We start from the raw sequence: 12002 nt of genomic DNA on the forward strand, positions 1-12002 counted from the left end.
GTAACCATCGTCCATAGAGGAATTTGAACGGGGGCCTCCCCCGTGTCAAGGGACCGCTCCGCTTCGTAACCATCGTCCATAGAGGAATTTGAACTTGGTGGAGGCAAAAAGACTTCTGCCGGAGGAATGGGTAACCATCGTCCATAGAGGAATTTGAACTGTTTTTTCTCAATCTCTGTTAAGACTGGTAGCAGAGTAACCATCGTCCATAGAGGAATTTGAACCCCCTCCCCAAACTCACGTTCGCTTACCGGAGCAAGTAACCATCGTCCATAGAGGAATTTGAACCTGCAAAGCTATGCTGAGCTATACCTATGCTTTACCGTAACCATCGTCCATAGAGGAATTTGAACGTCCTCTTTTTCTTCTTTGCTCAAGCACACGTTCTGCGTAACCATCGTCCATAGAGGAATTTGAACCTTCCCAAACTTACGTTCGCTCACCGGAACAAAAAGGTAACCATCGTCCATAGAGGAATTTGAACGGGAGTAAATAAAGCACACAAAATAGCAATACTCGAAGGTAACCATCGTCCATAGAGGAATTTGAACCACTTTTGGCGGCAGGCAGTGAAGAGCTAAGAAAGTGTAACCATCGTCCATAGAGGAATTTGAACCCGCCTTTGTTATCTCTGTACTTTACCTGCAAAGACGTAACCATCGTCCATAGAGGAATTTGAACGTGGGCGGTAGTTGTGAATTTGCAAATTAAACCCACCCCAAATTTTCAAAATATATCAGGGCAAAAAAACATCCTAACGTGAAAATTGTTCAAATTAGATTAGGAAATGAGATTTTTCAAATTATCACGATAAGTTAGGAATTATTTGGAACGCCTAACTCCTGTAAAAAGTATAGAACTCATGCCCATCCTTTTCAAAGGTAAAGGCTATCGCCCTGCTAAACGGCAGCCCTTGAAAAGTGCGGTCATGAGTTCAAGCTGGTAATTACGGGGTTAAGAATAAAACTATGCCTAAAAGCATAAAGGTAGCATCATAATCCCGCCTCCTGAGCTGCTTTAAAGACAATCTCCTCATCAATGGTCTCTGACCTCATCTGGTAGCCCAAAAGAAGAGAATTAACCGCCAGTTTGTTGATTAATCTCGGCCAACCCCTGGACCTGGAGGTAATGGCTTCTATTGCCTGAGCAGAAAAGATATCATAGTTTGCACCGGCAAGCTTCAGGTGGTGGTCGATGTATGCCTTCACTTCCTCCTTGGAAAGAGGCGTCATTTGAAAGCGCATCACCACTCTTTGCGCTAATGGCTGGTTTTGGTTTAGATGAGCCTGTCCAAAAGGAAAGGCAGCCCGGATAGAATTAAGACAAACGGGTTTTCAGCGTCCATGGAGAAATTGAATAAAATGCTCAAGTCATTTAGGAATTTGTTTTGACTAAGCTGCATTTCGTCCAGGATAAACACCGGGGTAATTTTCTTGTCATGGTAGTAGGAACTGACAGCACCTTGAATCTGGTGGAAAAGGTCCACCTTACGAAACTTGGGTTCTTCCCCCAAACCCAAAGCCAATCCTCGGTAAAAGTCCATCACCGTACCCGTAGAAAGCGGGAAGTAGATCACCTTAAAAAGTGACAGGTTTAAACTGGCACTAAAGGCCCTTAGAGCAGAGGTCTTCCCGGCACCCGGTTCTCCTACCAGTACCCCGATACCCCTCACTTTCTTTAAATAATCAAGCCGAGCCAAGGTGCTTTGGGGAAAGCTTTGATCATTTCCAAAAGCTTTATGGCTTTTTCTTTTTTTCCACCGGTAAGGGTTAGTCTTTCGCCCATATCCCGGAAAAAGGAGATTACCGCAGGTAAGTTCTTTAAGAATCGTCTGCCGTAAAATTCTTTTAACTGGCGGTAAAAAGGGATGTGGGTTTTCTTACCGGTGAAATATTCTTGTAAACATCTCATGATAACAGCTAAGGGATATTGATAATATGGCGGGAGAAATGAATGGTAATTTTAATTTGATTAGTTTGGACGGTTTTATATGGGGATAATTTGATAATTCACACCTAAAGATAGCCGCTAAGATTTATACTCCAAAAGGTATTGACTTGGAGTTAACTCCAGCATGTATATTCTAATTGTAGACAAAAAATAGGAGTTGTTACATATGGAAAAACGAAAACTTGGAAAAAGTGGCCTTGAAGTTTCAGCTATCGGACTGGGATGTATGCGGATGAGTTTTGGTCAGAATCCTCTTCCCGACAGGGAAGAGATGATTGCGCTCATTCGCAAGGCAGTAGAACTGGGTGTTACCTTTTTTGATACCGCTGAGGTTTATGGACCGTACACTAATGAGGAACTTGTGGGAGAGGCTTTGGAGCCGTTCAAGGGCGAGGTGGTGATTGCCACCAAGTTTGGATTTGATTTATATCCTGACGGAAGACCGGGTTGGAGGGGACTTAACAGCCGACCAGAGCACATCAAAAAAGCTGTAGAAGGTTCTCTCAGGCGGCTCAGGGTAGACGCGATTGATCTTTACTACCAGCACCGCGTGGATCCAAATGTACCCATTGAAGACGTGGCTGGAGCGGTAAAGGATCTCATCCAGGAAGGTAAGGTGAGGTGCTTCGGCCTCTCAGAGGCGGGAGCCAATACCATTCGCCGTGCTCATGCTGTCTGTCCGGTCACTGCAGTGCAGAGTGAGTACTCTCTATGGTGGCGGAGGCCCGAGGAAGAGGTGCTCCCCACCTGCGAGGAGCTAGGCATTGGCTTTGTGCCTTACAGTCCTCTTGGAAAGGGATTCCTCACTGGTACTATAGATGATAAGACTCAATTTGATCCCTCAGATCTGCGCAGCCGTATTCCCCGCTTCAAGCCTGAGGCACTACGGGCAAATCTTGCTCTGGTTGATTTGATAAAGGAAATCGCCCGCAGGAAACAGGCGACCCCTGCACAGATAGCCCTGGCCTGGCTTCTGGCTCAAAAACCCTGGATAGTCCCCATTCCCGGAACCACAAAGCTGGAGCGGCTTAAGGAAAACATAGGAGCAGCATCCGTGACTCTCACCCATGAGGATCTAAGGGAAATAGCCGAAGCACTTTCACACATTACCATTCAGGGAGGGCGATATCCTGAAGAGTTAGAAAAAATGACATATCTGTAAACCCCTTTAGGGTAAGTATCAATGTTACTACTCTACAAAAAATTCAAATCAGGAGGTATTACCTATGATGAAATTTGAATTTTATAACCCAACCCGATTAATCTTTGGTGCAGGTTCGTTAGAACAGTTAGGGAAAGTAGTTAGTCAATATGGGGAAAAAGCACTACTTGTCATTGGTGGTGGAAGTGTAAAGAAAAGCGGAGCGTTTGATAAAGCAGTAGCAAGTCTCAAATCAGCGGGTGTTTCAGTAGTGGAATTCTCTGGTGTTGAACCAAATCCACGGCTGTCAACTGTAGTGCGAGCTGCGGAATTAGCAAAAAAAGAAAAATGTGATGTGGTTATAGGTATGGGTGGCGGGAGCGTCATGGATGCCTCAAAAGTAATTGCAGCCTCAGTCCTTTATGAAGGCGATCCTAAGGATATGCTTGTGCGGGCAGGAAAAGCGCCCAGACTTCCGGAGCGAGCTCTTCCCATTATCACTGTTCCTACCTTGGCGGCAACTGGCTCGGAAATGAACAATGGTGCGGTGATCACAATTGACAATGAAGAAGAAAAGCTAAAAACATTCGTTCAGACCGAGGTTCTCTATCCTCGTGTGGCAGTGGTGGATCCTGAACTTACGGTGACAGTGCCAAAAAACTACACAGCTTTTGGGGTGTGCGACATAATAACTCATGTGACAGAGGGTTATTTTAATGGTATAGACGGGACTCCTCTCCAGGACAGGTTTGCTGAGGGAGTGATTCTTACCGTCTTGGAGTGGGGACCAAAGGCAGTTAATGATGGAAATAATTTAGAAGCACGTACCCAGGTGCAGTGGGCATCGATAGTTGCCCTGAATGGCTGGGTACAGGCAGGCGTAAATATGGTGGCTCCAGTGCATATGATCGAGCATACACTTTCCGCGCTCTACGATATCCCTCATGGAGCAGGGTTGGCAGTCGTGAACCCGGCTTGGATGCGCTTTGCTGCGAGGTTCCGTCCCGAGCGTTTTGCCCAATTTGCTCAACGTATCTTCGGTTTGTCAGCAACAGGCAAAGACACCTTGAGCCTGGCTATGGAAGGTATTAATAGGTTTGAAGAGTTTTTGCGTTCCATAGGTTGTCCCACGCGCCTGTCGGAATTGGGCATTGGAGAAATTACCGAAGAAATGCTTTTCCGTTATGCGGAAGAGACGCTGAAAGTGCTTCAGGATGAAGAAGGAAGGCTTCCAGGTCGTCCCCCTCTGCGAAAGGAAGATATTGTAGAAATACTACGTATGGCAATGTAATTAAGCAATGAGGAATTACCATGGAAAACGCACACTTGGCAAAAGTGGACTTAAGGACGAAACCTCTTATGGGAGGGAAGGAAAATGAAAAAAGTGTTATTTTTGGCCATCACCTTGGTGATGGCCTTCACTCTCGTTGCTTGTGGCGGTAATAAGAATAGCACGAGCGACATTTCCCAACAGGAGCAGCAGCCTACTATGCCTATTGAGAGCGAACATGCTGATGTAGAGAACGAAAACCCGCCGCCGAATCTGAGGCTACAAGTGTCTCACAAAGTGAATCGAATGACAAAAGCACTTCGGCAGGTAGAGAAAGCAGCAGTGATATTATTGATAACAAGGAGGGTTTAGACGCTATGGATGACGTTAGGATAAAACTAACTTTTAACAACGAGGAAGTAATTGTGAAAATGTATGATCATCCGACAAGCAGAGATTTTTTAACATTACTCCCATTAACATTAACATTTAGAGATTATGCGGGGGCAGAAAAGATTAGCGAACTACCAAAAAGATTGTCTACAAAAGATGCTCCATCGGGCAGTGACCCTTCAGTTGGAGATTTCGCTTATTATTCTCCTTGGGGAAATTTGGCTATATTTTATAGAGACTCTGGTTATGCAAGTGGACTTATTATCTTAGGTAAAATTGAATCTGGAATAGAAAAGCTTGCAAGGATTAACGGTGATTTTACAGTTACAATTGAACTTTTAGAACAGAGAGAAAAGTGATGAATGTGCAAAGAAAAGCAAACGCGGGTAGCGGTAAAAATCTATTGATTACAAGGAAATACGGCTACCCTGATACTGTTACAAATGAACTTCTGAAGGCAGTCGTAGCACATAGGATCTTTGACAAAATTCAAGCCAGACCCGTTAAAGGATAATATCATGGACAACGTAGTCAACGCAAGAGAAAATGGGGGTGATTTTATTATCGGCCTTGGCGGCGGTAGCAGCCTGGATACTGCCAAGGCATCGCCGCAATGGCGACCAATGAAGGGGACTGTTTGGGATTACATCCACAGCGGATGCGGCAAAGGGACGGTAACACAAAATCTCCCCCCTCTTTGGGGCAACCACTACTATAACGGGTACTGGTACAGAAACGGATGCCTGGGCTGTGGATTAAAGGAGGGTGTGAATATGGCTAAACAAATTCTTATTGTATATTTTACCTGGTCCGGAAACACGCGTAAAATTGCAAATCTAATTCACAAGGAGATTGGCGGAACCACTTTTGAGATACAGCCCGAAGTGCCGTATCCCAGTTCATACAATGAGGTTGTGGCACAAGCAAAGAAAGAAATACAGGCAGGATATAAGCCTCCCTTAAAAACAAAAATCGATCATATTGAATCCTATGACATAATTTTTGTTGGTTCACCCAATTGGTGGAGTACGATAGCACCCCCGATTGCTACCTTTTTATCGGAATACGATTTGTCAGGAAAAACCATCGTGCCCTTTTGTACCCACGGCGGAGGGGGTAAGGGGCGAATGATTAGTGATATTGTGAAGCTATGCCCTAAATCAACCATCCTGGAGGAATTTGTAATATATGGGAGCGGTGCAGGAGATGCACAAGCCAAGGTGTCCCAATGGCTGCTCAAAATAGGCATTACCCAATTAAAACGATAAAGCCATATCCGGAAGATTATACAGAAACAACAAAAGTAGCACAGGAAGAAAAAAGGCAGAATCCCAGACCAGAGCTTGCAAATAAGCTAGACGACACAAGTTCTTATGATGTGATTTTCCTCGGCTATCCTAATTGGTGGGGAACGATGCCGATGGCGGTATTCACATTTTTAGAGTCTTATGATTTCGCGGGAAAGACCATTATTCCATTTTGCACACATGAAGGCAGCGGAATGGGAAGCAGTGAACGCGACATCAAGAAACTTTGTCCGGATGCAAAGGTGCTGCCCGGTTTAGCCACTCGCGGAAGTAATGTTAACAAAGCAGATAAAGACATTGCAGACTGGCTAAAAGACTTGGTTTGATATCATAAGCGAAATGGGAAATAAGAATGGATAAAACCGAACCAAGAAACTTAGGCAGCAGAATAATTTTCCCGAAAGGGCAAAAAGTTACAAGTGAATATTTCATAGAAAGAACTTGGGTTGAAACATTGGTTTCTAACGACGACGTCTTTAATTGTGCAATCTATAATGTTACTTTTGAGCCGGGTGCAAGGAATAATTGGCATAAACATCCTGGCGGACAGATTTTGCTTGTTACCGGAGGAAGAGGCTATTATCAGGACGAAGGTCGGCCTGTACAGATAATCAAAGAAGGCGACGTTGTAAAAATCCAGCCGGGTGTTAAACATTGGCATGGAGCGGCTCAAAATAGTTGGCTTTCTCATATCGCGATTACAACCAATCCTCAAAAGGGTGAAGTAGAATGGATGGAACCTGTTTCTGATGAATATTATTTGCGACTTAAAATAGAAGAAGAGGCATAATATATAGGGCAAACTTGATTTAGAAGCTTCGTTTTTTAAAATAGTAGCACGGATAGTGCTACTATTTAAAAACCCTTGACTTGGAGTTAGCTCCAAGTATTAAATAATATTGAACATTGGAGGTGAAACTACATGACGATTGCAGAAGTAAGCAAAAAATTTGGCCTTTCACCTGATACATTACGTTATTATGAACGCATTGGACTGATTCCTCGAGTGAAGCGCAATAAAAGCGGAATCAGGGATTATACAGAGGAAGATTGTAGGTGGATTGAATTCATCAAATGTATGCGTAGCGCAGGTGTTCAAGTTGAAGCGCTGATCGAGTATATCGCGCTCTTCCAGCAAGGTGACGAAACCATAGAGGCCAGAAAGCAAATCCTTATTGCGCAACGCGAGCAACTCCTTTCCCGGATTGAGGAAATGAAGAGAGCGCTGGAACGGCTAAATTTTAAAATTGAAGAATATGAAACTAAGCTTGTTCCGGCAGAAAACAAGTTAAAAAGATTGGCACACAACATCTAGTCTATGAAAAGACGGGCTGTTGTGTGATGAGCTCAAGCAGGGCGTACGAGTAGGCCCAAAGGTAGCACCAAGGTTTGGGCTAACGTTGGGCCAAATTTTGGCCTTCGGGAAACAGAAGAGTAGGCCCAAAGGCCCAAAGGTATATATATACCTTGGGGCCTTTGGGCCTACTTTGTGCCTACTCTACTTGGGGTTTGGACTTACGCGGTTTCGGTTACAATTGTATCTTTCTCCCGCTTCCCGACCCAGCGGTAGATTTTGGGTTTCTGCCCCTTACCGCCTTCCTCCGTTATAGGCATGTTCCTGTCCTGAAGCTCCCGGATGTAGCGCCGGACGGTTCTTGAGACACCAACTCACCTTTAAATTTTGTCTGTTCCGGGAATGATTCCGCTAATTCACGGCAATTTTAGTGCAGTGCTTTCATAAAACTTGTAAGATAAGTTACTAAACAAATGTAACAAGTATTCTTGCAATCATTTAAAGTAATGATTACCAAATCAAAAGAATCCTGGTAAAAAGAGTTGGACAAAAAACCTTTAAAAATACCAAGAAGAGAATAAATAAAGCACAGAAGAAGAAGGGAAATTCCTCGACTGTATTTTGCTCAAAGGAGAATACACTGAACTAAGAACCTAACCGTAACATGACAACAACAGCGGAAGAGGTTAAAATAAAGACGGCGATAGAGAGACCGTAAGATTCACGGAATTTTGATGCAAATACCTTTGCCGGAGCAAATTTCTTGTAATGAAATTTTGGCAAGCATACAACCCCGCTAAGATGTAGATGGAGTTAATCCGGAGAACGCATGTGGTTTTAGATCACGAAGGAATTCAGGACGGTCTACAGCGGGATAGGTTGTTTATCAATCAGTCTCCTCTTGGAAAACACTTTGGAAGCTGTTGTCTCCTAACTGTCTAATAGAAAGCGAGGGATGAATATGAATAAACAAACCGTTGAATGGTCGGCCTTTGATATTGCTCATGAAACGTTAACCTATTTAAAACAAGGCCTTAATATGAAGACCGCACAAAAGGTTGCAGAAATTATTCAAAACATTAGTGATGTCGATGCAGTAGCCATTACCGATCAAGAAAAAATCTTAGGATTTGCCGGTGCAGGATGTAAGAACCACCGGCATGGCAGGTCCATTGTTACTAATGCGACTAAAGAAGCGATCGATACCGGAATCTTAAAGGTCATTCAAAATCCAAAAGATTTTAATTGCCCTGTAAGCAATGACTGTACCTGTCCTCTTAAATCAGCTGTAATTGCTCCCCTTTTTTGTGAAGGGGAAGTAATCGGTGCCTTAAAACTGTATCAAGTTAATCAACAAGAAATATCACCAAAGATTATCAAACTAGCTAGCGGTATTGCCCGAATCCTTAGCATTCAAATAGAGCTGGCTGAAAAAGAACGTCTTCGCCAGCTGGTGGCTCAGGCTCGCTTGGAGGCCCTGCAGGCCCGGATTCGGCCCCATTTTATCTTTAATGTTCTCAATACTATCATAGTTTTCAGTCGTACGGATGTAGAAAAAGCAAGACAGCTTCTTGTTCAATTAGCCAAATTTTTCCGTAAAACCTTACAAGATCCATCTCCCTTTATCAGTCTCAGGGAGGAAATGGAGTATGTTGAGACTTATTTATACCTAGAACAAGCTCGCTTCGGTGATAATTTACGGGTACACATTAAGGTTGAAGAAGCAGCCTTGGATGTAGAAATTCCAGTTCTCTGTATTCAACCCTTAGTAGAAAACGCGGTTATGCATGGTATCACCCCACGTAGTAAAGGAGGAAACTTAACTATTATTTGTAAGTTGAAACGGAACAAACTAAAAGTTTTAGTGCTGGACGATGGTGTAGGGATTTCGAAGTCTAAGTTAGCCAAAATATTCCAGCCTGGATTTGGTTCCGGCAACAGCTTGGCCCTGCGAAATATTAAAGAACGGCTACTTCGCCTTTATGGTCGGGAAGACACCTTAAGAATCAGAAGCCGACCTGGTTGCGGCACAGCAATCTTGTTATCTTTGCCGCTCCAGCATCGGTGTTCAATTGCTAACAATGAAGGTTAGGAGGAATGGGGTATGGGAAAATGTTTAAAGTGTAAAACCTGCCTATTGCTTAAGACCGGAGGAATATGTCCAATCATGCATTGCGCTAAGGGTTTGGTTAACGGACCTTGTGGCGGTGCACAGAACGAGTGCTGCGAAATCGGTTTTCATAAAAAGTGTGCCTGGCTAGAGATCTTCCAGAGATGTAGTAAAAGCGGTAAGTTGGTGCTGTCTTTTGACCCGGCTATTAAAGATTATTCCAATATCGTTAAACAAAATAATCGCAATGTTTCCTAGAATTTACCAACTCAATTTGAGGAGGTGATTTTGTGTCTCTTGCCGAAATTTTAGAAACCAAGGATTTTGTTGTCACCGTTGAACTCTGTCCGCCGATTGGTACAACCATTCAGCCTTTATTAGACCAAGCAGAAAAGCTTAAATCAGTCGTTGATGCCTTTAATGTTACCGATAATCAACGAGCAGTGACGAGAATGTCCCCGGTGGCTATCTGTCATTTTCTCGAGGAACGGGGAATAACATCTATTTGTCAATTCACCTGCCGGGATCGCAATCGTTTAGCTCTTCAATCCGAAATGCTAAGTGCGGCAGCTCTTGGTATAAAAAATCTTCTCCTCATAACGGGAGACCATACCTTATTAGGAGACTGTCCGGAAGCAAAACCAGTATTTGATCTAGATTCGGTCCAATTAATGGCTACCGCTAATAAATTAAATAGTGGTAAATCCCTTGCCGGAACCCTGCTCAACGGAAGAACTTCATTTTACATTGGCGGAGTAGTAAATCCTGCCCCTGAGGTGAGGGAAATGCAGATCTGGAAATTGGCGCGGAAAGTAAACGCGGGAATGAAGTTTGTACAAACCCAGGCAATTTACGATTCCAAAGAATTTATTAAATTTTTGGAAGATATACGAGACTTTAACATCCATGTTTTAGCGGGAATCATTCCGTTGAAATCAGCCAAAATGGCCAGGTTTCTTAACAGCAAAATCCCTGGCATCCAGGTGCCCGAACACCTGATCCAACGCCTGGAAAGGGCAGCCAATCCCAAAGAAGAAGGTATCCGGATTGCCCGCGAGCTCATCGATGAGTTAAGAAACTACTGTAAAGGGGTTCATATAATGCCACTGGGAATGGAAGAACACCTGCCGGAGCTGCTAGGTATGCCAGCAGCTCCCTCCTACTAATGTGATTTAGGGGGATTGGGGTTCGATGGAATTCATCAAAGTATTAATAGTGGATGATGAATACCCTGCACGGATGGAATTGCGTTATCACCTGGATAAATATAAAGATATTAAAATAATCGGTGAAGCTAGTAACGCAGAAGAAGCCTACCAACTTATCTGTGCCCTTGATTATGATGTAATATTCTTAGATATCCGTATGCCGGAGATGGATGGCCTAGAGCTGGCTAGACGCCTACGCAGCTTGGCCAAGAGCCCGAAAGTAGTCTTTGTTACAGCATATGAAGAACACGCTATTGAAGCTTTCGGGGTAAAAGCTTTTGATTATTTGCTAAAACCCATTGACGAAGAAAGATTGCAAGAAACAGTAGAACTGCTGCGGCAAGAAATTTTTGCTCAGGAACATAAGCATAATAACCAAAAAAAATATTTACAAATAGTACCTGGAGAAAAAAACGAAGCCACCTTCCCAATCCATGTTCATGATATCTTTTATATCTACTCGGAAAATGAAAACATTTTTATTCGTACTTATGATCAAAAATTTTTGACGCGCTTCACTTTAAGAGATTTAGAAAATCGCCTGAATCCATCTCAGTTTTTCCGTCCCCACCGGTGCTATCTGATTAATATCGAAAAAGTCAAAGAAATACGACCGGGGTTCCATGGTAACTATTACTTGATTATGAAGGACAAAGAGCAAAGTGAAATTCCGGTTAGCAGATCCAATGTTAGAAAGCTTAAAAGCATTTTTCATTTGTTATAAAGGGAATCTATCTGAAATCGAGTAGGAGGGGCGACTCCCCCCGTCCCCTCACACTACCGTATAAGTACCGTTCGGTATACGGCGGTTCATAGGGAATGACGAAGTTCCCGGTACCGTTCGACCAAGCTGGTAAACCCTTGGTTTCGCCAGTAGGCTAAACCAGGGCCCTTATTTGTTTGCGGAGTATTGGCCAGTCTCCAGTAACCTTTGCGGGAGCCACTAACACGCCAAGCCCCGTCCTCGGGCATGCCTAGAACAATTTTCACGTTAGGCTTTTTTGCCCTGATATATTTTGAAAAATTGGGGTGGGTTTAATTTGCCATATCTTTGAGCGTAATGGCCAACCAAATTATGTATTTTTTAGTTGCCGAATTCAGCATTTTATACTTGCCAAACAGAATTACGTAACACTAAACCTATTAAGTTGTTCTTGGATCATTAGATAACGTACCTCGTCCTTCATAGTGACATTTTATCACGATGATTTACAAGATAGGTGACATTATCACAAAATAAACACACAATGCAAAAGTATGAGTCAATAAATATCGGGGGCCAAGAAGGAAAATGAGGCCCTGCTCCATAAGAGGTTAAATATACCAAAA

Annotated in this window: 12 protein-coding genes, 2 pseudogenes and 1 CRISPR repeat array; of the genes and pseudogenes, 13 read left to right on the forward strand and 1 reads right to left on the reverse strand. The window is 43.4% G+C overall.

Features of this window, described 5'->3' with window-relative positions; all coding sequences use genetic code 11:
- A CRISPR array of direct repeats spans window positions 1–681; the repeat unit is 29 nt; unit sequence GTAACCATCGTCCATAGAGGAATTTGAAC.
- Between the two features lie 311 nt (window positions 682–992).
- Window positions 993–1708: pseudogene (locus tag KKC1_RS17500) on the reverse strand (ExeA family protein); the annotation flags it as partial.
- Between the two features lie 408 nt (window positions 1709–2116).
- On the opposite strand from KKC1_RS17500, the gene KKC1_RS08405 reads away from it, so the two are divergent.
- The 13 genes and pseudogenes from KKC1_RS08405 to KKC1_RS08460 all read left to right on the forward strand — a co-directional run bounded on the left by KKC1_RS08405 (window position 2117) and on the right by KKC1_RS08460 (window position 11397).
- Window positions 2117–3112 carry an aldo/keto reductase gene (locus KKC1_RS08405; RefSeq protein ID WP_088554026.1) on the forward strand — a complete coding sequence of 332 codons (996 nt, stop codon included), beginning with the start codon at window positions 2117–2119 and terminating at the stop codon, window positions 3110–3112.
- 64 nt (window positions 3113–3176) lie between these two features.
- Window positions 3177–4382 (forward strand): iron-containing alcohol dehydrogenase, encoded by a 1206-nt coding sequence (locus tag KKC1_RS08410; protein ID WP_088554027.1) that lies wholly within the window; start codon window positions 3177–3179, stop codon window positions 4380–4382.
- An 84-nt stretch (window positions 4383–4466) separates the two neighbouring features.
- On the forward strand, window positions 4467–4733 hold the full coding sequence (locus KKC1_RS16765; protein WP_088554028.1) for a hypothetical protein: 267 nt from the start codon (window positions 4467–4469) through the stop codon (window positions 4731–4733).
- Window positions 4734–4738: 5 nt separating this feature from the next.
- A complete protein-coding gene (locus KKC1_RS16770; protein WP_088554029.1) occupies window positions 4739–5113 on the forward strand; it encodes a cyclophilin-like fold protein in 375 nt (124 codons plus the stop codon).
- Between the two features lie 120 nt (window positions 5114–5233).
- Window positions 5234–5428, forward strand: a pseudogene (locus KKC1_RS17505) (iron-containing alcohol dehydrogenase); the annotation flags it as partial.
- Between the two features lie 99 nt (window positions 5429–5527).
- On the forward strand, window positions 5528–6022 hold the full coding sequence (locus KKC1_RS08425; protein ID WP_238134246.1) for a flavodoxin: 495 nt from the start codon (window positions 5528–5530) through the stop codon (window positions 6020–6022).
- The gene (locus KKC1_RS08430) at window positions 5983–6387 is read left to right on the forward strand and encodes a flavodoxin (protein ID WP_088554031.1); all 405 of its coding nucleotides are present in this window, start codon (window positions 5983–5985) and stop codon (window positions 6385–6387) included. Before KKC1_RS08425 ends, KKC1_RS08430 begins: the two co-directional genes overlap by 40 nt.
- A gap of 26 nt (window positions 6388–6413) precedes the next feature.
- Entirely contained in the window at window positions 6414–6851 is a 438-nt protein-coding gene (locus KKC1_RS08435) for a cupin domain-containing protein (protein WP_088554032.1), read from the forward strand.
- Between the two features lie 132 nt (window positions 6852–6983).
- The gene (locus KKC1_RS08440; RefSeq protein WP_088554033.1) at window positions 6984–7376 is read left to right on the forward strand and encodes a MerR family transcriptional regulator; all 393 of its coding nucleotides are present in this window, start codon (window positions 6984–6986) and stop codon (window positions 7374–7376) included.
- Between the two features lie 940 nt (window positions 7377–8316).
- On the forward strand, window positions 8317–9447 hold the full coding sequence (locus KKC1_RS08445) for a histidine kinase (protein WP_088554034.1): 1131 nt from the start codon (window positions 8317–8319) through the stop codon (window positions 9445–9447).
- 12 nt (window positions 9448–9459) lie between these two features.
- The gene (locus KKC1_RS08450; protein ID WP_088554035.1) at window positions 9460–9723 is read left to right on the forward strand and encodes a methylenetetrahydrofolate reductase C-terminal domain-containing protein; all 264 of its coding nucleotides are present in this window, start codon (window positions 9460–9462) and stop codon (window positions 9721–9723) included.
- A gap of 32 nt (window positions 9724–9755) precedes the next feature.
- Window positions 9756–10631 carry a methylenetetrahydrofolate reductase gene (locus KKC1_RS08455; protein ID WP_088554036.1) on the forward strand — a complete coding sequence of 292 codons (876 nt, stop codon included), beginning with the start codon at window positions 9756–9758 and terminating at the stop codon, window positions 10629–10631.
- Window positions 10632–10656: 25 nt separating this feature from the next.
- A complete protein-coding gene (locus KKC1_RS08460; RefSeq protein ID WP_088554037.1) occupies window positions 10657–11397 on the forward strand; it encodes a LytR/AlgR family response regulator transcription factor in 741 nt (246 codons plus the stop codon).
- The last annotated feature ends 605 nt before the right edge of the window (window positions 11398–12002 follow it).

This window comes from Calderihabitans maritimus (genome assembly GCF_002207765.1).
Lineage (GTDB): Bacteria > Bacillota > KKC1 > Calderihabitantales > Calderihabitantaceae > Calderihabitans > Calderihabitans maritimus.

Excerpts from the sequence above, each read along its gene's own strand:
- KKC1_RS08405 (WP_088554026.1), top strand. The coding sequence starts at position 2,117 with ATGGAAAAACGAAAACTTGGAAAAAGTGGCCTTGAAGTTTCAGCTATC.
- KKC1_RS08410 (WP_088554027.1), top strand. The coding sequence starts at position 3,177 with ATGATGAAATTTGAATTTTATAACCCAACCCGATTAATCTTTGGTGCA.
- KKC1_RS16765 (WP_088554028.1), top strand. The coding sequence starts at position 4,467 with ATGAAAAAAGTGTTATTTTTGGCCATCACCTTGGTGATGGCCTTCACT.
- KKC1_RS16770 (WP_088554029.1), top strand. The coding sequence starts at position 4,739 with ATGGATGACGTTAGGATAAAACTAACTTTTAACAACGAGGAAGTAATT.
- KKC1_RS08425 (WP_238134246.1), top strand. The coding sequence starts at position 5,528 with ATGGCTAAACAAATTCTTATTGTATATTTTACCTGGTCCGGAAACACG.
- KKC1_RS08430 (WP_088554031.1), top strand. The coding sequence starts at position 5,983 with ATGGCTGCTCAAAATAGGCATTACCCAATTAAAACGATAAAGCCATAT.
- KKC1_RS08435 (WP_088554032.1), top strand. The coding sequence starts at position 6,414 with ATGGATAAAACCGAACCAAGAAACTTAGGCAGCAGAATAATTTTCCCG.
- KKC1_RS08440 (WP_088554033.1), top strand. The coding sequence starts at position 6,984 with ATGACGATTGCAGAAGTAAGCAAAAAATTTGGCCTTTCACCTGATACA.
- KKC1_RS08445 (WP_088554034.1), top strand. The coding sequence starts at position 8,317 with ATGAATAAACAAACCGTTGAATGGTCGGCCTTTGATATTGCTCATGAA.
- KKC1_RS08450 (WP_088554035.1), top strand. The coding sequence starts at position 9,460 with ATGGGAAAATGTTTAAAGTGTAAAACCTGCCTATTGCTTAAGACCGGA.
- KKC1_RS08460 (WP_088554037.1), top strand. The coding sequence starts at position 10,657 with ATGGAATTCATCAAAGTATTAATAGTGGATGATGAATACCCTGCACGG.